Origin of the sequence: Streptomyces luteogriseus (genome assembly GCF_014205055.1) — a bacterium.
Classification (GTDB): domain Bacteria; phylum Actinomycetota; class Actinomycetes; order Streptomycetales; family Streptomycetaceae; genus Streptomyces; species Streptomyces luteogriseus.
Map to the genome: position 1 here is coordinate 1,152,876 of NZ_JACHMS010000001.1, position 20,109 is coordinate 1,172,984.

The following is a 20,109-nucleotide window of genomic DNA, read 5'->3' on the forward strand; positions in this document are numbered from 1 at the left end:
CCCAGACTCTCGTGCGGGCTAGACGAGTCCGGCCGCGACGGCCTTCTCCGTGGCGGCGCGGACCGCCGCCTCCTGCCCGGGCAGCAGCGTCGCGCGGGGCGGACGGCAGGGCCCGCCGTGACGGCCGACGATGTCCATGGACAGCTTGATGGCCTGGACGAACTCCACCTGGGAGTCCCAGCGCAGCAACGGATGCAGCTGCCGGTACAGGGGCAGCGCGGTGTCGAGGTCGCCGTCGGCCGCCGCGCGGTACAGCTCCACCGACGCCCGGGGCAGCGCGTTCGGGTATCCCGCGACCCAGCCCTTGGCGCCCGCGACGCCCAGCTCCAGCAGGACGTCGTCCGCGCCGATCAGCAGGTCCAGTTCCGGGGCGAGTTCGGCGATCCGGTAGGCCCGGCGGACATCGCCCGAGAACTCCTTCACCGCCTGGATGTGCCCTTCGCCGTGCAGCCGGGCGAGCAGCTCGGGCACGAGGTCGACCTTGGTGTCGATCGGGTTGTTGTACGCGACGACCGGCAGGCCCGACCGGGCGACCTCGGCGTAGTGGGCGAGGACGGCACGCTCGTCGGCGCGGTAGGCGTTGGGCGGCAGCAGCATCACCGCCCCGCACCCGGCCTCGCCGGCCTGTTCCGCCCAGCGACGGGACTCGGCGGATCCGTACGCGGCGACGCCGGGCATCACACGCTCGCCGCCGATCGCGGTGACGGCCGTCTCGACGACCCGGGCCCGCTCCTCGGGCGTGAGCACCTGGTACTCGCCGAGGGATCCGTTGGGCACGACACCGTCGCAGCCGTTCTCGACCAGCCAGGCGCAGTGCTCGGCGTAGCGGTCGTAGTTCACCGAGAGGTCGTCGTTCAGCGGGAGCGCGGTGGCGACGAGGACGCCGCGCCAGGGGCGGTGTTCGGTCATGACAGTCCCTCCTGGGGGTGTTGCCGGGCGAGGACGCCGAGCGGTACGGGCCGGGCGAAGGGGCGCTTGGCCGGGGTGGGGGCGCGGCCGGCGAGACCGGCGATCGCGGTGCCGCACATCCGGCCCTGGCACCAGCCCATCCCGGCCCGGGTGAGCAGCTTCACGGTGCGTTCGTCGCCCGCTCCGAGGTCCAGGGCCTCACGCACGGCCCCTGCGGTGACTTCTTCGCAGCGGCAGACCACGGTGTCGTCGGTGAGGTGCTCGGGCCAGTGGGCGGGCGGCGCGCAGGCGGAGTCGAGGGCGGCGGCGGATCGCCTGAGCCTCGCACGGGCCTTGAGGGCGGCGGGGGCCGGCGCTGGGGCGGTGCCGAGCAGACGGGCGGCGGCGGAGCGGCCGGCGATGTGCCCCTCGGCGAGGGCGAGGGCGGCGCCGCCGATGCCGGTGGCCTCGCCGGCCGCCCACACGCCGGGCACGTCGGTGCGCTGCTCGGTGTCGACGGCCACGGTGACGCCGTCGAGCCGGCAGCCGAGGCTCTCGGCGAGGTCGGTGTGCGGGAGCATGCCGTGGCCGACGGCGAGGGTGTCACAGAGCAGGTGCCGTGCGGTGCCGGGCCGCACGCGCCCGTCTGCGTCGAGCGCGGCGACGGTGACGCCGGTCAGCCGGTCGTCGCCGTGGGCGCGGACGACGGTGTGCCGGGCGAGGACCGGGACGCGGTGGCGCAACAACCCGGCGGCGTATCCGGCGCCCTCCGGGAGCTTGTCCGCCAGGGCGGGGGTGTGCCGGGCGAGGCGCCCGGGGTCGGTGGACTCGACGAGTGCGGCGACCTCGACGCCGGCCGCCGCGAGCCCGGTCGCCACGGGCAGCAGCAGCGGCCCGGTCCCGGCCACCACGGCTCGGTGCCCCGGCACCACGAGCCCGCCCTTGAGCATGGCCTGGGCTCCCCCGGCCGTCACCACACCCGGGAGGGTCCATCCGGGGAAGGGCAGCACGTGCTCGTAGCCGCCGGTCGCCAGGAGCACGGCGCGCGCGTGCACCTCGACGGGCTCCTCCTGCTCCGGGCCGAGCAGGGCGTGCACGGTGAAGCCGTCCGGTGCGCGCTCCACGCACCACACGTGATGTTCCGTCAGGACGCCTACGGCACTGGCGGCGAGCCCGTCCCGCAGCCGTTCCCAGGTCCGCCACCGGTGGTGCAGCGCCTCGGGCCGCCCGGCGCCGAGCCCGGCGGCGGGCTGCCGGTAGAACTGCCCGCCGGGCTGCGCGGCGGCATCGACGAGCGTGACCCGGACGCCGCGTGCGGAGGCCGCCAGGGCGGCAGCGAGCCCGGCCGGTCCGGCGCCGATCACGGCGAGGTCAGTCCGCACGACGCGCCTCCTCGTGGCCGGTGCCGTCCTGTGCGCTGTCTTCCTCGTGGCCGATGCCCTCCCGGGTGCCGGACTCCTCGTGGCCGATGCCCTCCCGGGTGCCGGACTCCTCATGGCCCGTGCCCTCCCGGGTGCCGGACTCCTCATGGCCCGTGCCCTCCCGGGTGCCGGACTCCCCATGGCCCGTGCCCTCCCGGGTGCCGGACTCCCCATGGCCCGTGCCCTCCCGGGTGCCGGACTCCTCATGGCCCGTGCCCTCCCGGGTGCCGGACTCCCCATGGCCCGTGCCCTCCCGGATGCCGGTGTCCCCATGGCCCGTGCCCTCCTGGGTGCCGATCTCGTCGCCCGGTCGCACCGGCATCAGACAGGCGCGTTGGTTGGGGCGGCCGTTGACGGTCACCAGGCAGTCGAAGCAGACGCCGATCCCGCAGAACACCCCGCGCGGACGGCCCTCGCCACGAGTGGAGCGCCACGACGTCACCCCTGCCGACCACAGCACGGCGGCGACCGTCTGCCCGGGCAGTGCCTCGACCGGCCGCCCGTCGAACATGACCGTGAAGGCGGGGCCGGGCCTGGCCCCCGCCAGCTCCAGCGGGTTCACTCGGCCTCCTCGGTGAAGCGGTCGGGCCGGAACGGGCCGAGGTCGAGGTCGGGTGTCCGCCCGGTCAGCGCCTGGGCGATCAGATGCCCGGTGCCGGTGGCGAGTCCGATGCCCGCGCCCTCGTGCCCGCAGGCGTGGAAGAGCCCGGGCGCCCGCGGATCGGGGCCGATCGCGGGCAGATGGTCCGGCAGATACGGCCGGAAGCCGGCGTACGTCCGCATGGCCCGGACTCCGGCGAGGAACGGGAAGAGCCCGGTCGCGCCGGCCGCCAGCGCGCGCAGCGCCGGGAGCGACAGGGACCGGTCGAAGCCGACCCGTTCACGGCTGGCGCCGATGAGGACCGGCCCGGCCGGGGTGCCCTCCACCACGGGGGAGGTCTGCAGCGCCGCCGAGTCGCTGGCGACGTCGGCCACGTAGTCGGCGGCGTACACCTTGTGCCGGATGCGGGGCGGCAGCGGTTCGGTGACGATCACGAAACCGCGCCGGGGCCGCACCGGCAGACGGACTCCGGCGCGGGCCGCCACCTCGCCGCCCCAGGTGCCGGCCGCGTTGACGACCGCGGGCGCGTGCAGGTCGCCCCGGTCGGTGCGCACGCCGCGCACCGCGCCGTCCGGGCCGCACAGGACCCCGGTCACCTCCCGGCCGGTGCGCACCCGGGCCTTGGAGGCGCGCAGCAGATGGGCCGCGGCGAGGGCGGGCATCACCTGGGCGTCCTGCGGGTAGAGCATGCCGCCCGCGAGGCCCGGGGCCAGGTACGGCTCCAGGTCGGTGAGCCGGTCGGGCGGCACCGGGACGGCCTCGACCCCGGCGGCGCGCTGCTCGGCGGCGAGCTTCTCCAGCCCGGTCAGGGCCCGGTCCGTACCGGCGACGACGACACCGCCCTTGGCCTCGTACTCGACGGCCCGGCCCAGTCCCTCCCGGGCCAGTCCGGCCCAGAGCCGGGCGGACAGCAGGGCCAGTTCGAGCTCCGGTCCGGGTTCCTTGTCGGAGACGAGGAGGTTCCCCTCCCCCGCTCCGGTCGTGCCGCCGGCCACCGGGCCCCGGTCCACCACGACGGTGTCCAGCCCGGCGCGGGCCGCGTACAGGGCGGTGGCGGCGCCGACCACTCCGGCTCCCACCACCACGACATCGCAGGTCAGCGACTCGCTCACGTCTGTACTATGTCACACACCACATGCTCTGAGAAGAGTACGGACAGGGCGGGTGAACGGGCGGGAGCGGTCAGTCGGCCGCGGGGACGACCCTCAGGTGGGACACGGTCGCGGTGCGGCGCGTGCGGCGTTCCCGGGTCGCGGAGCGGCGGGCCTCGCGCAGGACGAACGTGACCCGGGCGCAGCCCAGTTCCTCGAGCGTCCTGGACGTCTCGACGACGACCCGGCACTCGGTGGCGCCCCGGCGCGGATCCGGGTGCAGCAGCGGCCGTACGGCGCCGTCCTGCTCGACGGCGTCCTCGCCGACGGCGCGGATCCAGTGCGGCAGGCCGTGCCGGTAGGCGGCCTCCATGATCGGGTCCTGGGCGATGTCGCGGCGGATGGCGTGCAGACCGTGGTCGGGGCCGTGGCCCTCCACGGTCCGCGCGAAGTGCGCGAGCATCGGCAGGCACCAGCTCGCCTCGTGGTCGCCGAGCACGCCGGGAGCGTCGGGGTGGAACAGCACGAACCTGAGGAAGTTGTCGCCCGGCATCGCCGTCGGGTGCGGGCCGACCTCACGGAAAAGTGACCGGAAGGCGCTGTTGGTCAGCACCACGTCCCAGCAGTGGTCGACTACGAGGGAGGGGAAGGAGACACCCTCCAGGAGCCCGGCGTAGTCCTCCAGGTAGGCCTGGGCCTCGGGAGTCTCGGGGACGGGCCGCGGTGCCGGCCGCTGCCCTCCTGCCTGATATGCCATCGGGAGGTCACCCCTCTTGCCTGTGCGGCCTTGACGCGGCGCCCCGATCCTGCTGCCCGGAGCTGAGGCGTGTCAACTATCGTGGCATTCCGTGCCTGTTGACGGCTGAAATTGGCCACAGTTGTGGCGAGACCTGGATGTGAGTTCGAAGCACCGGCTACGCTCCGGGAAGTTCACGCCGGGGTAGGTCACGGCATCCACGTGTGAGAAGCCTGTGAGATACGTAGGAGATCTGTCGGTGACGGGTGGCTTCGTCGAGGGTCCGGGCGTCATGCCGACGGCCGTGCTACCGGCTGTCGTCTCCCGTGTCGGCGCGCTCGCCGACCGGCTCGGCGTGCCGCACGCCGAGGTCTTCGACATCGGCCGGCTGTCCGTCGCCTCCGGGGTCCCGGATCCCGTGGTCAAGGCCCTGCTCTGCGGCCGGCCGGCGGGCGAGCCCGATGTCCAGGCCCGGTTCCTGCAGCGCCTGGACCTGCTGCGCCGGACCCGGCTCAAGCCCAACGGCCGCAAGTACACCCAGCAGGAGATCGCCGACGGCGCGGGCATGTCCCGCCAGCAGGCCGGCGCCCTCATCAACGGCGACCGGCGGCCGACCATGGAGCACTGCGACGCCCTCCAGAGGTTCTTCCGGGTGCACGCCGGCTTCCTGACGGCCGAGGACCCCGAGGCGCTCGTGAGCGCCCTCCAGCACACCGAGCAGGAGCTGCTGCAGAAGCTCGCCGACCGGGAGCGGGAGGCGGCCGCGGCGACGGACGACCCGCTGGAGCGGCTGCTGCAGGACCACGGCGTGCGCGGCATCGCCTGGCGGGCCGCGCAACTGCCCACCGACCAGCACCGCGACAAGGTCGCCGAGTGGCTGGACATGCTCCTGGAGAGCGTCAAGCGGCCCGAGTCGTGACCGTGGGGAGAACTGTGGGCATCGGTAAGGAAATGCGCCGTCTGTGCGGCGAGCTGGTCGCGGAGCTGACCCTCCCCGCGCCGGCCCGGCCCGAGGAGCTGTACGCCGCCCTGTGCGACGGCATGAGCAGACGCCGTGGCCGCCCCGTCCTCTTCCGCACGGCCGCGTTCCCGCCCGGGACCGCCAGCGGGCTCTGGCTCGACATGGCCGAGCAGGACCTCGTCGTGATCGAGGAACGCACCGCTCCCGATCACCAGTTGGTGATCCTGGGCCACGAGCTGTGGCACATGAAGGCCGGGCACTGCTCCCACCACGTCGAGGGCGCGGCCGTGGCGGCCCGGCTGCTCGACGACGGCGCCGACCTCCAGGCGACGGTGCTGAAGGTGGCCGCGCGCACCCGTTTCGACCTCGACGACGAGAAGGAAGCCGAGAGCTTCGGCCTGCTGCTGGCGAGCAAGTGCCGGGCCTGGCTCGCGGGTTCGTCGTCGCGGGGGCCGGTGCAGCGGGACCACCTGGCGGGGCGGATCGAGGCGTCGCTGGGGTATCGCGGCCCGCAGGGCTGAACGGCCGCGTGGCACGGCAACGGGGTGCGGTCCGCCTCCGCCGAGCGGGCGAACCGGAGGGCGACGGAACCGGATTGTCAGTGGTGGACGGCAAGCTGGAGGGGCGCCACCGCTGTGCGGGGCGTGCGCGCCGCGAGGGCGCGGGACCGACGACGCCGACACGGGGAGAAACGACCGATGCCCACCGCCGTCCTGACCGATCGTGAACGCACCGCCGTCCAGGCCTATCTGCGGCTGCTGCACACGGTCCGCGCCGCTTTCGACCTGGAGGGCGGCCCGCCGCTCGTCCCGCCCGCGGTGCTCGCCGAGGCGGAGCAGGCCCTGGAGCGCGCCGGACTGACGGGCAACGAGGAGGCGTTCTTCCGCCTCCTGGAGAACTGGTGCCCTGAGCCGGGTCCCTGACCCGGAGCGGCCCCGGTCGGATCGGGCGGGGAGGGGTCAGGTGTGCGGCAGCGCGATCGCCGTCGCGACCAGGCCCCGCCCCGCCGTCCAGCGGCCGTCGAAGTGGCCGACCCGGCGGCCGCCCACCCAGGGGCCGGGGACGAGCAGCGCCGCACGGAAGGTGCCGCCGGGGTTGAGCTCGATGTCGGCCTCCATGAAGTCCAGCCACTTCCCGGTGAGGGGGAACCACGTTTTGTAGACGGATTCCTTCGCACTGAACAGCAGCCGGTCCCAGTGGATGTCGGGGCGTTCGGCCGCGAGCCTGCGCAGCCGGACCTCCTCGGCCGGCAGGGCCACGGACGCCAGGACCCCGTCGGGCAACGGTCCGTGGACCTCGGCGTCGATGCCGAGGGAGGCGAGATCGGTGGCCCGGACCAGGGCCGCGGCGCCAAAGCCGTCGCAGTGGGTCATGCTGCCGGCCAGCCCGGCCGGCCAGCGGGGGGCGCCGCGCTCGCCGCTCAGGACCGGCTGCGGCGGCACACCGAGCTTCTCCATGGCGCGGCGGGCGCAGGAGCGCACGACGGCGAACTCCCTGCGTCGCTTGGCGACGGCCCGTGCCACGAGCGCCGCCTCCTCGGGGTAGAGCGGGGTGTCCGCGTCCTCGTGGCCGTAGGCCTCCACGGTGACCACGGCGTCCGGCAGGAGTTCCTCGATCACCGCTTCTCGCCCTCCCTCGGCAGGATGCGCCGCAGCCGTCCCGGCGGCCGGGCCCGCTTGCTCCACTCGCGCGGATAGCCCACCGACACCTCTTCGAAGGGCACGCCCTCGTGGAAGGTGGTGCGGGGGATGTGCAGATGGCCGTAGACCATGGTGTGCACGGGGAACCTGCGGTGCCAGTCGGCGGTCAGGTCCGTGCCGCACCACATGGCGAACTCGGGGTGCCACAGCACGTCCATCGGATGCCGGTGCAGTGGGTAGTGGTTGACGGGGATCACCGGCAGGCCCTCGGGCAGTCCGGCGAGTCTGCGTTCGGTCTCGGCGACCCGGGCCCGGCACCAGGCCTCCCGGCTCGGGTAGGGGTCGGGGTGCAGCAGGTGCTCGTCGGTGCACACGATCCCGGTGCCCCGCGCGTACTCCATGCCCTGCGCCTTGGTCGTGCAGCCGGGCGGCAGGAAGGAGTAGTCGTACAGGAGGAACAACGGGGCGACGGCCACCGGGCCGCCGGGGCCGTCCCAGACGGGGTAGGGGTCCTCGGGGGTCGTCACGCCGAGTTCGCGGCACAGCTCGACCAGGTACGTGTAGCGCGCGACGCCGCGCAGGGTGACGGCATCGCTCGGATGGGTCCACAGCTCGTGGTTGCCGGGCACCCAGACGACCTTCCGGAAGCGGCCCGCGAGCGTCTCCAGGGCCCAGCGGATGTCCGCGACGGTCTCCGCGACGTCACCGGCGACGAGCAGCCAGTCGTCGTCCGTCCCGGGCCGCATGCCCTCGACCAGGGCGCGGTTCTCCGGGTACCCGATGTGCAGATCGCTGATGGCCAGCAGTTGTGCGGCGCCACCGGCCGTCGACGTCACCTCTCGCCCCCTCCGCGCGCACCCGGACGTGACCAAGAGATCACATCCGCGCGGCGGGGAGCAAGAGCGGCCCGGGGGCCGTGGCGGGAGAATTCCTTCACACGCGCGTTGCACGACAGGGCTCGCGGAAGCCGTATGATCTGGCCCAACACCACCGCTACGAACTTCCCTTTCACAGGGGCGGTTTGGTGTCCCTCCATTTTTCTGCCCGGGCACGGGCTGCTCAGCCCTGCCCGCGAACCGTGAAAGGCGGCCTGCATGGTCTCTCGCGTACGCGTCTGGCTCAACCGCACGTACGCGGAGAACGTGTTCTTCATGGATCAGCTGCGGAGAAATCCCAGCGACCGGGCCGTCGCGATCCACGCCACCCACGGCGACCCCGACTCGCCGGTGCTGGCCGCCGCCGACACCGCCGAGCTGGAGCCCGAGAACCTGTCCCCCGCCGGGTACGTCGAGTACGCACTGGACCAGTGCGGGCGGCGCGGCATCGACGTGTTCGTGCCCCGGCTGCACCAGTCGGCGATCGTGGCACACCGCGCCGAGTTCGAGGCGGCCGGCACCGCGGTGCTGGCGCCACCGCCGGAGGCCGTGGCCGTCTTCCACGACAAGGTGATCGCCTACGAGGCCGTCCAGGCGATCGGCGTGCCCGTTCCTCCGTGGTACCGGGTCCGCTCGGAGGACGAACTCGTCGCAGCGGTAGAGGAGTTGGAGGCCGGAGGGCACAAGGCCTGCTTCAAGCCGGCGTCCGGGGCCGGCGGGGTGGGCTTCCGGATCATCACGCGTACGCCCTTCTCCCTGACGCAGCTGAGCGGGTTCCCGAGCCCGTATGTGCCGCTGGACCTGGTGCTGGAGGCGCTGCGGCAGGCCGAGGAGCCGGTCGACTGGCTGGTGATGCCGCGTCTGGAGCAGCCCGAGGTGTCGGTGGACTGCCTGACCGGTCCGGACAACCGGGTCCGGCTGGCGGTGGGCCGCACCAAGAACGGCCGCCGCCGGGGCTTCACCCTGCACGAGCAGTGGCTGGACCCGGCCCGGCGGATCGCGGAGGGCTTCGGTCTGCACTACCTGTCCAACATCCAGTTCCGGATGTTCGGCGACCGGCCCGTCCTCATGGACGTCAACACCCGCCCGGCCGGCGGGCTGCACCAGCTGTCGCTGTGCGGGGTCAACGCCCCTTGGGCCGCTGTGCAGTTGGCCCTCGGTGAGGATCCGGGCGAGGTGGTTCCGCCGTTCCTGGGCCAGGACTACACGGTGGTGTCGGGGCTGCGTCCGCTGCGGCCGGTGTCGCTGCCGCAGCGGCAGCCGGAGACGACGGACCCGCTGCCGGCGGTACCGGCGCCCCCGTCGGCCCAACCGGTCGACTCCGTCGGGGCGGCGGCCCAGGTGCTGCCCCTCTAGGTGGTCCTCACGGCCTGGCTGCGAGGGCCTCGCGCCACACGGGGCTGTCGACATAGTGGTTGTCGAAGCGTTCCGAGGAGTCCTTGATCTCCCGCGGGTCGGCCTCGCCGCGCATCACCCGGCCCAGCAGCCGGAGGTAGTCGAAGCGCCCCGCGCCCGGGGTGAAGACGAACAGCACGTCGGCTGTCGCACCGGGCGCGGCGGCGAAGGCGTGCGGGGTGTTCGGCGGTACGAGAAGGAAGTCGCCGGCTAGCAGCACGGTGACCTCCTCACCGACCAGTACCTGGAGCGCGCCGTCGATGACGTAGAACATCTCGGACGCCTCGGTGTGCAGGTGGGCGGGCGCGCCGACCGCGCCCTCGGCGAACGTCGAGCGGTAGCTGGTGAGCCGTCCGCCGGTGTTCGCGGAGTCGGCGAGGAGGGTCATCACGCTGCTGGGGTCGCGTGTCGTCTCGGCCTCGGTGGCGCGGGTGAGGACCGGTGCGAAGCCGCTGCTGTTTCCCGTTTCGTTCTGTGTCGTCGTCATGACATCGACTCTAGGTAGCCGGGCGACCCATGACAGGGGGCATTCCGGTGCCGCGATCGTGGGTCAATTCGCCGGTCGGAAACGCCCCGCCCCGGTACAGGCCCAGTGGACGAGGACGCCGAGCTCGGCGTCCTCGAACCACGGCTGCACGGCAATGGCGTCAGCCCCTCCGCAGGCGCAGGGTGAGGATCTGGAAGGGGCGCAGCGCGAGGGCGACGGCTCCGTCGGTGATCTCCGCGTCCTGGAGCGGGCGCTCCAGCAGGTCGGTGATCTGGGCGCCGGCGAGCGGGAACCCGGTGCGCAGGGTGCCGGTGGCCCGGCCGCCGCGGGACTCGTAGAGCCGTACGACGACGTCGCCGGAGGCGTCGTCGGCGAGCTTGACCGCCTCCACGGTCACGCCCTCGCCCTCGGCCGAGACGACCGGCTCGGGGGCGCCGGCCGCGTCGGCCACCCGGAGGGGGAGGTTGAGGGCGTAGCCCTCGGCCACGGCGTCCTCGATGGTCGCGCCGGGCAGCAGCGCGTAGGTGAAGCGGTGGCGGCCCTGGTCGGCCTCGGGGTCCGGGATGCGCGGGGCGCGGACCAGACTGAGGCGGACGGTGGTCGTGGTGCCACCGTCCTCGCGGACGGTGCGGGAGACGTCGTGGCCGTACGTCGAGTCGTTGATGACGGCGACGCCGTAGCCGGGCTCGGCGAGGTGCACCCAGCGGTGGCCGGAGACCTCGAAGCGGGCCGCCTCCCAGCTGGTGTTGGTGTGGGTGGGGCGCTGGATGTGGCCGAACTGGATCTCGGCGGAGGAGTGCGGGGCGCGGATGTCGACCGGGAAGGCCGCCTTGAGGATCTTCTCCGTCTCGTGCCAGTCGATGTCCGTCTCGATGTCGATGCGGGGGCTGCCGGCGCGGACGGTGATCGTCTGGGTGATCGTGGAGCCCTTGCCGAAGGACCGCTCGACGCGGATCGCGCCGATCAGCGGGTCCTGCTCGACGACCGTGACGGACGACGCGTCCAGGAGGTCCGTGTAGCGGTTCTTGTAGTGCTTGTCGATGTCCCAGGCGTCCCAGTAGTTGGGCAGGTCCGTGTGCAGGCGGAGCAGGTTGCCCGGCTCGGCGAGCACCTCGCGGGCGGCGCGCAGGTCGCGGACGGAGGACAGGGTGCCGTCCTCGGCCACCTCCACGCGGACCAGTCCGTTGTCGAGGACCCGGCCGTCGACCGTGACCGGCTGCGGGGGCGCGGTGTCGGCCACGGGCGCGGAGCCGCTCGCGGGCACCCGCACGTACACCGGTGTGCCGTCGGCGGTGCGGACCACTTCGGCGCGGTCGTAGGGGCCGGCGTTGAAGACACGGGTGCCGCCGGCGCCCAGCGCGGCCACCGCCTCGGCGGTCAGCGCGTGCAGTTCCTGTGCGACGCGGGCGTACTCGGCCTCGGCCTCGCGGTGCACCCAGGCGATGGAGGAGCCGGGCAGGATGTCGTGGAACTGGTGCAGCAGCACCGTCTTCCAGAGCCGGTCCAGCTTCTCGTGCGGGTAGGTGTAGCCCGGCGCGTGCAGCGCGGCCGTGGTGGCCCAGAGTTCCGCCTCGCGCAGGAGGTGCTCGGAGCGGCGGTTGCCCTGCTTGGTGCGGGCCTGGGAGGTGTAGGTGGCGCGGTGCAGCTCCAGGTAGAGCTCACCGACCCACACCGGCGCGTCCGGGTACTCCTCGCGGGCCTTGGCGAAGAACTCGTCGGGGTGTTCGACGACGACCTTCGCGGAGCCCTCCAGGTCGGCCAGCCGACGGGCCCGTTCCATGATCTCGCGGGTGGGGCCGCCGCCGCCGTCGCCCCAGCCGAAGGGGGCCAGGGAGCGGGAGGCGCCGCCTTTCTCGGAGTAGTTCCGGACCGCGCGGGACATCTCCTCGCCGCTGAAACGGGCGTTGTAGGTGTCGACCGGCGGGAAGTGGGTGAAGATGCGGGTGCCGTCGATGCCCTCCCACCAGAAGGTGTGGTGGGGGAACTTGTTGGTCTGGTTCCAGGAGATCTTCTGGGTGAGGAACCATTCGTTCCCGGCGAGCTTGGCGATCTGCGGATAGGCCGCGTTGTAGCCGAAGGAGTCCGGCAGCCACACGCCCTTGGTCTCGATGCCGAAGTGGTCCATGAAGAACCGCTTGCCGTGGATGAACTGGCGGGCGACGGCCTCGCCGCCGGGCAGGTTGCCGTCGGACTCGACCCACATGCCGCCGACCGGCGCCCACTGGCCGTTCTTGACCGACTCCTGGATGCGGGCCCAGACCTTCGGATGGTTGTCGCGCACCCACTCGTACTGCTGGGCCTGGGAACAGGCGAAGATGAAGTCGTCGTACTCGTCGGCGAGCGAGGTGACGTTGGAGAAGGTGCGGGACGTCTTGCGCTTGGTCTCGCGGATCGGCCAGAGCCAGGCGGAGTCGATGTGGGCGTGGCCCACGCCGGAGATCGTGTGCGCGCTGGCGTGCGCGGGCTTGGACAGCACCGGCTTCAGCGCCTCGCGGACCGCGGTGGCCGAGCCGGAGACGTCGTCCAGGTCGAGCAGGTCCATCGCCCGGTCGAGGGCGTGCGCGATCTCGTGCCGGCGCGGGTCGTGCTCGCCGAGCTCCAGCATCAGCTCGCGCAGCACCTGCACATCGAGGTCGAGGTGCCAGACCTCCTCGTCGAGGATGGCGATGTCGGCGGCGCGGAAGGTGTAGAGGGGCTTGTCGCCCGCGGTCAGCTTGTCGCCGAGCGGGGTGGGCTTCGAGAAGTTGTCCGCCAGGATGTCCGGGTTGGAGGCGGCCTCGACCAGGTAGTCGACCGTCTCGCCGCCCTGTGCGGGGTTGGCGATCGCCACGTACTGGTTGAGCGGGTTGACGGCCTTCAGCGGGGTGCCGTCCGTGAGATGGACGAGGGCCTCGGCCTGGTTGCCGGGCCAGTCGCCGGTGAAGCCGAGGTCGATGACGGCCTCGACGCGCCTGCCGGCCCACTCCGAGGGCACCTGTCCGCGCATGCGGAACCAGGTGGTGCCCCAGGGCGGGCCCCACGGGGTGCCCATCGCGAACGGCTCGTAGGAAGCGGCGGCGGCCTCCTCGAACGGGACCGGCTCCCCCGGGGCCTGCCAGGCCTCCACCTCGAAGGGGACCGTGGCCGCGTAGACCGCGGTCTTGATGCGCTGGTCGTGAAGGCGCTGCACGCGCTCCTCGATGCGGCGGCTTTCGTCGTGCATGGGATGTCTCCAGGAAGCGGGAAGAGCGAGCAGGCGGGAAGCGGTGGGGGAAAGCGCTTACCGGACGGCGTTCACCTAAGGTACGCCAACCCCGGGTGGACGTCGGTGTAGCCCTCGAGGAGCCTGCGGGCCACGTTGACGGAGTCCACGAGCGGGTGCAGGGCGAAGGCCTTCACGGCCGTCGCGCGGGAGCCGGAGCCGGCGGCGGCCAGCACCTCGCGCTCGACCGCCTTGACCGCGCAGACCAGGCCGGTGGCGTGGCCGGGCAGCGGGTCGACGGTGACGGGGTGGGCGCCGTTGGCGTCGACGAGGCAGGGGACCTCGATGACGGCCTCCGCGTCCAGGACGGACAGGGTGCGCCGGTTGCGGACGTTGAGGATCAGGGTGGTGCGTTCGTCCCGGGCGATCGCCCGCATCAGGGCGAGGGCCACCTTCTCGTAACCGCCGGACAGATCGTCCTCGTCGCGTTCGCCGGCGCCCGCGGTCTCGCGGTTCTCGGCCATGTATGTGGCCTCGCGCTCGGCGCGGGTGCGGTCCCAGACCGTGAGGGCGGGGGCGTGCGGGTTCTTCATCTCGGCGTAGAAGCGGGCCTGCTGGTCGTGCAGGAACGCGCCGCGGGTCTTCTCGGCCTGCTGGTAGGCGCGTACGGCTTCCCGGTTGAAGTAGTAGTAGTGCAGGTATTCGTTGGGGATGGCGCCGAGCGACCGGAGCCAGTCCGGACCGAAGAGCTTGCCCTCCTCGAACGAGCCGAGCAGGTCGGGGTCGGCCAGCAGGCGCGGCAGCTCGTCGCGGCCGGCGACGCGCAGGCCGCGCACCCAGCCGAGGTGGTTGAGGCCGACGTAGTCGATCCACGCCTCGGCCGGGTTCTTCACGCCGAGCACCCGGGCGATGCGGCGGCCGAGGCCGACCGGGGAGTCGCAGATGCCGATGACGCGGTCGCCGAGGTGGCGGGACATGGCCTCGGTGACCAGGCCGGCCGGGTTGGTGAAGTTGATGACCCAGGCGCCGGGCGCGAGGCGGGCCACCCGCCGGGCGATGTCGACGGCGACCGGGACCGTGCGCAGGCCGTAGGCGATGCCGCCCGCGCCCACCGTCTCCTGGCCCAGCACGCCCTCGGCCAGGGCCACGCGTTCGTCGTTCGCGCGTCCCTCCAGACCGCCGACGCGGATCGCGGAGAACACGAAGTCGGCGCCGCGCAGGGCCTCGTCGAGGTCGGTCGTGGCGCTCACCTCGGGCGCGTCCGGGACGTCGGCCGCCTGCTCGGCGAGGACCCGTGTCACCGCCGACAGCCGTCCGGCGTCCAGGTCGTGCAGGACGACACGGGTCACCCGGCCCTCGGCGTGGTCCTGGAGGAGTGCTCCGTACACCAGCGGCACGCGGAATCCTCCGCCGCCCAGAATCGTCAGCTTCACCGGGTTCCTCCGATTCGGCGGGCTGTGCGCGGCACGTCGTGAGAACCGGGCACGCGCCACCTCCTTGACCTCGCTTCACGACCTCGGGCCGGTTCCGGCGCGGCCGGTGTCGTGGGTGTGTGACCTCGGTGTTCACCGAAGGGCGGGGCCGCCTGGGCCGGGAGTCCGCCCGCCTCGGCCGGGTTCGCGCTCATGTCTGCACCTTTCCCGTGACGACGACCTCGACGCCCGCCTCCTGGAAGGAGGCCCGCGTCGCCGCGTCGACCGGCTCGTCGGTCACGACCGCGTCCAGGTCCTCGGGCCCGCAGACCTTCGCCATCCCGTGCCCGGGGAACTTCGCGGCGTCGGCGAGCAGCACCACCTTCTCGCCGGCCTTGATCATGGCGCGTTTGACCGGCACTTCCACGACCGTCGTGTCCATGACCTGCCCGCCGGGCCGCACGCCGCTGGTGCCCAGGAAGAGCCAGTCGGCGTGCAGCTGGCGCAGGTTGTCCTCGGTGAGGAAGCCGACCAGGGAGCGGTATTCGCGGCGGACCATGCCGCCGAGCAGGACCAGCTCGATGCCCTCGTCGTCGGCGAGTTCCTCGTAGACCACCAGGTTGCTGGTGATCACGGTGAGCCGGCGTCCGTGCAGCTGCCGGGCGAGCCGGTAGGCCGTCGTCCCGATGTCCAGCAGCACCGACTGGCCGTCCTCGATCATCGCGGCGGCGCGTTCGGCTATGGCGTCCTTCTCGTTGACGCGCACCTCGGCGACCTCGGCGAAGGGCTGGTCGCCCTCCTCCACGACGGCGCCGCCGTGCACACGCGTGAGCAGTCCGTCTTCTTCCAGTTTGACCAGGTCACGCCGGATGGTGGCGGGACTCACCCCCAGTTGCTCCGAGAGGTCGGTCACGGCCGCGGGCCCGCCGGCGCGCAGGGCCCGCAGGATGAGTTGGTGTCGTCGTTCTGCCAGCACGGCCGGAACACTACTCGTCATCTTCAATCAAATCCATGCTCAGTTCTGCTCGGGTATTGACCAATCTCTCTGGGCAGCGCACGATTCCGGCCAGAGAAATGACGCGTTTTGACGATCTCCGTCGAAGCCGCGACCGAGAGGACACGTCCGTGGACGCTGACCGGCCCGATGTGCTGCTGACGGGGCTGCTCTTCTACGACCTCGTCCTCACGGGTCTCGGCAAGCCGCCCACCCCGGGCGAGGAGATCTGGACCGGGGGCATGGGCTGCGGCCCGGGCGGCATCGCGAACCTCGCCGTGGCCGCCTCCCGCTTCGGCCTCGGCACCTCCCTGGCCACGGTCTTCGGCGACGACTTCTACGGCGCGTACTGCCGGGACGTCCTGCGCGGCCAGGAAGGCGTCGACCTCTCGCTCTCCCGTACGGCGGACGGCTGGCCGACCCCGGTCACCGTCTCCGTCGCGTACGGCCACGACCGGGCCCTGCTCACCCACGGACAGGAACCGCCGTACTCGCAGGACGCGCTGATGGGCGACCCGCCCGACGCGCGGACCGCCCTGGTGCACCTCGAGGCCGAGCCGCGCGAGTGGCTCGCCAAGGCCGCCGCGAACGGCACGCGGATCTACGCCGACGTCGGCTGGGATCCCACCCAGGAGTGGTCCGCGGCCCTGCTGGAGCAACTGGCCCTGTGCCACGCCTTCCTCCCCAACGAGACCGAGGCGATGGCCTACACCCGCACCGACAGCGCGGTGGCCGCGCTCGGCGCGCTCTCCGAGCTGGTGCCCGTCGCCGTGGTGACGCGGGGCGGGGACGGCGCCCTCGCCGTCGACCAGATCACCGGCGAGTACGCCGAGGTCCCGGCCCTGGACACCGACGTCCTGGACGCGACGGGCGCCGGGGACGTCTTCGGCGCGAGCTTCGTCGCGGCCTCCCTCGGCGGCTGGCCGCTGGCGGAGCGGCTGCGGTTCGCGGTACTCGCGGCCGGGCTGTCCGTCCGCCACCACGGCGGCGCCCTCGCGGCTCCCGGCTGGCACGGCGTCGCACGCTGGTGGCACTCCCTGACCGACCCCGCCCTGCGGCGCGCCTACGGGTTCCTCGCCGAGCGCATCCCGGCCGACCCCGGCCCGCCCCCGCATCACGCGCCCGTCACCCCGCCGAGCCCGCACACCCCCGCCGGTCGGTGCGGCTCCGGAACCGGGCCGCACTGACGCTCTCCCCCTCCGCATTCCTCCGCACGTCGAACAGGAACAACAGGAGCACCCCGTGGACCTTTCCCGAAGAGGCTTCCTCCAGGCCGCCGCACTGACCGCGGCCGCCTCCGGTCTGACCGTCGCCTGTGGCGGCGGCTCGGGATCGGCCGGCAGCAAGAACGGCAAGAACCTCACCCTGTGGTACTGGGGAGGCGCACTCAGCGACAAGGTGGTCGCCGAGGCGAGGACGCACTTCAGCGGCCAGGTGAAGCTCACCGCCGCCTCCATCGGCGGCGACTTCAAGCAGAAGCTCACCACCACCCTCGCCGCGGGCGCCTCCGTGCCCGACATCACCGGCATCAAGGGCGAGGACATGGCGTCCTTCCTGCCCAACGCGGGCCGCTTCCTGGACCTGAACGACCTGGGCTTCAAGAAGATCGCGTCCCAGTACCTCGACTGGAAGACCAAGCTGGCGCAGACCGAGGACGGCAAGCAGATCGGCTTCCCGATCGACATCGGCCCGACCGCCCTCTTCTACCGCGCGGACCTCTTCGACAAGGCCGGACTGCCCACCGACCCCGACAAGGTCGCCGCCCGGGCCGGAACCTGGGAGGAGTACTTCGCGCTCGGCACCGAGCTGCGCGAGAAGGTGCCCGGCACCTACCTGGTCAACAACATCGGCTCGGTCTTCACCATGGCGGTCGGGCAGGGCACCGAGCGGTTCATCGACAAGGACAACCACTTCATCGGCGACCAGGGCCACATCCGCAAGGCGTGGACCACGGCGGTGCGCCCCTACACCCTCGGCCTCGACGCCAAGATCAACGACAACACCTGGAACGCCGCCGTCGGCAAGACCCTGAGCACCGAACTCGGAGCCGCCTGGCACGCCCTGGACATCGAGCAGGCGGCCCCGAAGACCAAGGGCAAGTGGCGGGTCTGCGCGATGCCCGGCGGACCGGCCAACCAGGGCGGTTCCTACCTGGCCCTGCCCAAGCAGTGCCGCAATCCCGAAGAGGCGTTCAAGATCATCAGCTGGATCCTCAGCCCCGAGAACGACGCCCGCGGCTTCACCGACGCCGCGATCTTTCCCGCAGCGCCGGCGGCGTACGCCATGCCGGCCATGACGGGCGGCGACCCCTTCTTCGGCGGGCAGAAGGTCATCGACGTGTTCGGCCCGGCCGCCAAGGCCATACCGGCCGCCTACGAGGCACCGGCCGACGCCGCCGTCATGGCTCCGTTCATGACCGAGCTGTCCAGCATCGAGGCCAAGGGCAAGAAGCCCGAGGACGCCTGGAAGGACGCGGTCGCCCAGGCCAGGCAGATCGCCCGGCGACAGGGGGTGAACTGAGGTGTCGTCGCCTCCGGTCACCGGGTCCGCCACGGTGCCACGGCACCACGGCCGCCCCGGCCCGGCCCGCTTCCGCCCGCGCCGCACGGTGCCCGCGGGCGCCGTGCGGCCGGAGCGTCGCGGTGTGCTGTCCCACTGGCGGCAGTACCTCGCGATCTCGCCGTTCTTCCTGATCTTCGGCGTCTTCTCGTTCTTCCCGGTCTTCTACTCGCTGTACCTCGCCTTCCAGCGCTGGGACGGCCTGGGCACCGTGCAGTTCGTGGGACTGCAGCAGTTCCGGTTCCTGTGGGACGACCCCGTCTTCTGGCTGTCGATCCGCAACACCCTGGTGATCTGGGTGCTGTCCACCGTCCCCACGCTGTTCGGCGCGCTGGTGCTGGCGACGCTGCTGCACTCGGTGCGCCGCTTCAAGGGCTTCTACCGCATCGCCCTGTACGTACCGAACGTCACCTCGATCGTCGCCGTGTCGATCTTCTTCGGCGCGGTGTTCAGCAACAACTTCGGTCTGGTGAACGCGATCCTGGGCACGGTCGGGATCTCGCCCGTCCCGTGGCTGAGCAATCCGTGGCTGATCAAACTGGTCATCGCGCTGCTGATGACCTGGATGTGGACCGGCTACAACATGATCATCTATCTTGCCGGTCTCCAGGCCATCCCCGCCCAGATCTACGAGGCGGCCAGGCTGGACGGCGCCGGGCCCATCCGCACGTTCTTCCAGATCACCATGCCGATCATGCGGCCCATCATCCTGTTCACCGTCATCATCTCGACGATCAACGGCCTGCAGAGCTTCAGCGAACCCCAGGTCCTGTTCGGCAGCAACGCCGCCAACCCGAACCTCGGCGGCCCCGGCCAGGCGGGCCTGACCACGCTCCTCTACTTCTACCAGTCGGCCTTCGTCAACAACGACTACGGCTACGGCGCCGCCATCGTGTGGGCCTTCTTCGTACTGATCATGGTGCTGGTCGTCGTCAACTGGCGGCTGGTCCAGCGCGGGAGGAAGTCATGACCGCAGTGGTCCCCAGGCGGTCCAGCAGGCAAGGCGGTGGTGGCGGCCGGGCACGGCGTCCCAAGGGCCTGACCGCGCACATCGTCCTCGTCCTGGCCGTCCTGATCTCGGTCTTCCCGTTCGTGTGGACGATCGTCATGGCGACGAACACCACCGAGGACATCTACAAGAGCCCGCCGAAGCTGACCTTCGGCTCCCATCTGCTGGAGAACATCCGGCACGTGCTCGACACCATCGACTTCTTCGGATCGATGCTGAACACGCTCGTCGTCGCGACCGTCACCACCGTCCTGGTCCTGTTCGTCGACTCCCTGGCGGCGTTCGTCTTCGCCAAGTTCGACTTCCCCGGGCGCAAGGTGCTGTTCGCGATGCTGGTGGGGTTCATGATGCTGCCGCTCCAGCTGGCCGTCCTCCCGCAGTTCATCCTCATGTCCGACATCGGCTGGGTCGGCACGCTCAAGGCGCTGATCCTGCCCGCCCTCGCCAACGCCTTCGGCATCTTCTGGCTGCGCCAGTACATCGAGAACGGCGTCCCGGACGAGCTGCTCGACGCCGCGCGCATCGACGGCGCGGGATTCTTCCGCCAGTACTGGAACATCGTGCTGCCGATGATCAAGCCGGCGCTGTCCTTCCTCGCCATCTACGCCTTCGTCGGGGCCTGGAACGACTACATCTGGCCGCTCGTCGTACTCAACGACCCCACCCACCTCACGCTCCAGGTGGCGCTGGCCCAGCTCCACGTCGGCCACACCACCGACTACAGCATGGTCATGGCCGGCGTGCTCATGGCGTCCGTGCCACTGGTCCTGGTCTTCACGCTCTTCGCCCGCGGGTTCATCGCGGGGGCCACGGAGGGGGCGGTGCAGGGGAGTTGACGCGCCCCCAAAGGGGCGCGGGG

General features: G+C 72.0%; 18 protein-coding genes and 1 pseudogene. 8 read left to right on the forward strand and 11 right to left on the reverse strand.

Annotated elements, in window-relative coordinates; genetic code table 11:
* Positions 1-18 precede the first annotated feature (18 nt).
* From BJ965_RS05370 to BJ965_RS05390, 5 genes and pseudogenes are all read right to left on the reverse strand, one after another.
* The gene (locus BJ965_RS05370) at positions 19-909 is read right to left on the reverse strand and encodes a dihydrodipicolinate synthase family protein (protein WP_184907610.1); all 891 of its coding nucleotides are present in this window, start codon (positions 907-909) and stop codon (positions 19-21) included.
* Entirely contained in the window at positions 906-2,270 is a 1,365-nt protein-coding gene (locus tag BJ965_RS05375; RefSeq protein ID WP_313666724.1) for an FAD/NAD(P)-dependent oxidoreductase, read from the reverse strand. Before BJ965_RS05375 ends, BJ965_RS05370 begins: the two co-directional genes overlap by 4 nt.
* A gap of 304 nt (positions 2,271-2,574) precedes the next feature.
* Positions 2,575-2,871, reverse strand: a pseudogene (locus BJ965_RS05380) ((2Fe-2S)-binding protein); the annotation flags it as partial.
* Complete coding sequence (locus BJ965_RS05385) at positions 2,868-4,022, reverse strand: NAD(P)/FAD-dependent oxidoreductase (protein ID WP_184907612.1); 1,155 nt, start codon at positions 4,020-4,022, stop codon at positions 2,868-2,870. The gene BJ965_RS05385 and the pseudogene BJ965_RS05380, both read right to left, overlap by 4 nt.
* 70 nt (positions 4,023-4,092) lie before the next feature.
* Entirely contained in the window at positions 4,093-4,758 is a 666-nt protein-coding gene (locus BJ965_RS05390; protein WP_184907613.1) for an MmyB family transcriptional regulator, read from the reverse strand.
* A 238-nt stretch (positions 4,759-4,996) separates the two neighbouring features.
* On the opposite strand from BJ965_RS05390, the gene BJ965_RS05395 reads away from it, so the two are divergent.
* From BJ965_RS05395 to BJ965_RS05405, 3 genes are all read left to right on the forward strand, one after another.
* Entirely contained in the window at positions 4,997-5,656 is a 660-nt protein-coding gene (locus BJ965_RS05395) for a helix-turn-helix domain-containing protein (RefSeq protein ID WP_184907614.1), read from the forward strand.
* A 32-nt stretch (positions 5,657-5,688) separates the two neighbouring features.
* Positions 5,689-6,219 carry a hypothetical protein gene (locus tag BJ965_RS05400; RefSeq protein ID WP_030841136.1) on the forward strand — a complete coding sequence of 177 codons (531 nt, stop codon included), beginning with the start codon at positions 5,689-5,691 and terminating at the stop codon, positions 6,217-6,219.
* 177 nt (positions 6,220-6,396) lie between these two features.
* Positions 6,397-6,621, forward strand: coding sequence for a hypothetical protein (locus BJ965_RS05405; RefSeq protein WP_030841139.1), 225 nt, complete (start codon positions 6,397-6,399; stop codon positions 6,619-6,621).
* A 36-nt stretch (positions 6,622-6,657) separates the two neighbouring features.
* Here BJ965_RS05405 and BJ965_RS05410 read toward each other — a convergent pair whose 3' ends face one another.
* Both BJ965_RS05410 and BJ965_RS05415 read right to left on the reverse strand, forming a co-directional pair.
* Complete coding sequence (locus BJ965_RS05410) at positions 6,658-7,317, reverse strand: 4'-phosphopantetheinyl transferase family protein (RefSeq protein WP_184907615.1); 660 nt, start codon at positions 7,315-7,317, stop codon at positions 6,658-6,660.
* Positions 7,314-8,174: a metallophosphoesterase family protein gene (locus tag BJ965_RS05415; protein WP_184907616.1), complete on the reverse strand. Its 861-nt coding sequence runs from the start codon at positions 8,172-8,174 to the stop codon at positions 7,314-7,316. Before BJ965_RS05415 ends, BJ965_RS05410 begins: the two co-directional genes overlap by 4 nt.
* Before the next feature lie 258 nt (positions 8,175-8,432).
* Here BJ965_RS05415 and BJ965_RS05420 point away from each other — a divergent pair, with 258 nt between their 5' ends.
* The gene (locus BJ965_RS05420; RefSeq protein WP_184907617.1) at positions 8,433-9,569 is read left to right on the forward strand and encodes an ATP-grasp domain-containing protein; all 1,137 of its coding nucleotides are present in this window, start codon (positions 8,433-8,435) and stop codon (positions 9,567-9,569) included.
* 7 nt (positions 9,570-9,576) lie between these two features.
* On the opposite strand, the gene BJ965_RS05425 is transcribed toward BJ965_RS05420, so the two are convergent.
* The 4 genes from BJ965_RS05425 to BJ965_RS05440 form a co-directional block, all read right to left on the reverse strand.
* Positions 9,577-10,095, reverse strand: coding sequence for a cupin domain-containing protein (locus tag BJ965_RS05425; protein WP_184907618.1), 519 nt, complete (start codon positions 10,093-10,095; stop codon positions 9,577-9,579).
* 160 nt (positions 10,096-10,255) lie between these two features.
* Positions 10,256-13,297 (reverse strand): alpha-mannosidase, encoded by a 3,042-nt coding sequence (locus tag BJ965_RS05430; RefSeq protein WP_184907619.1) that lies wholly within the window; start codon positions 13,295-13,297, stop codon positions 10,256-10,258.
* Positions 13,298-13,368: 71 nt separating this feature from the next.
* On the reverse strand, positions 13,369-14,709 hold the full coding sequence (locus BJ965_RS05435; RefSeq protein WP_184907620.1) for a 6-phospho-beta-glucosidase: 1,341 nt from the start codon (positions 14,707-14,709) through the stop codon (positions 13,369-13,371).
* A 190-nt stretch (positions 14,710-14,899) separates the two neighbouring features.
* Positions 14,900-15,664, reverse strand: coding sequence for a DeoR/GlpR family DNA-binding transcription regulator (locus BJ965_RS05440; protein WP_184916797.1), 765 nt, complete (start codon positions 15,662-15,664; stop codon positions 14,900-14,902).
* Between the two features lie 149 nt (positions 15,665-15,813).
* Here BJ965_RS05440 and BJ965_RS05445 point away from each other — a divergent pair, with 149 nt between their 5' ends.
* The 4 genes from BJ965_RS05445 (at position 15,814) to BJ965_RS05460 (ending at position 20,086) form a co-directional block, all read left to right on the forward strand.
* Positions 15,814-16,869 (forward strand): carbohydrate kinase family protein, encoded by a 1,056-nt coding sequence (locus BJ965_RS05445; RefSeq protein WP_184907621.1) that lies wholly within the window; start codon positions 15,814-15,816, stop codon positions 16,867-16,869.
* Between the two features lie 55 nt (positions 16,870-16,924).
* Positions 16,925-18,202 carry an ABC transporter substrate-binding protein gene (locus BJ965_RS05450; protein WP_184907622.1) on the forward strand — a complete coding sequence of 426 codons (1,278 nt, stop codon included), beginning with the start codon at positions 16,925-16,927 and terminating at the stop codon, positions 18,200-18,202.
* A 124-nt stretch (positions 18,203-18,326) separates the two neighbouring features.
* Positions 18,327-19,211 carry a carbohydrate ABC transporter permease gene (locus BJ965_RS05455; RefSeq protein WP_184916800.1) on the forward strand — a complete coding sequence of 295 codons (885 nt, stop codon included), beginning with the start codon at positions 18,327-18,329 and terminating at the stop codon, positions 19,209-19,211.
* On the forward strand, positions 19,208-20,086 hold the full coding sequence (locus BJ965_RS05460; protein ID WP_184907623.1) for a carbohydrate ABC transporter permease: 879 nt from the start codon (positions 19,208-19,210) through the stop codon (positions 20,084-20,086). The genes BJ965_RS05455 and BJ965_RS05460 overlap by 4 nt, the downstream gene beginning before the upstream one ends.
* Positions 20,087-20,109 lie beyond the last annotated feature (23 nt).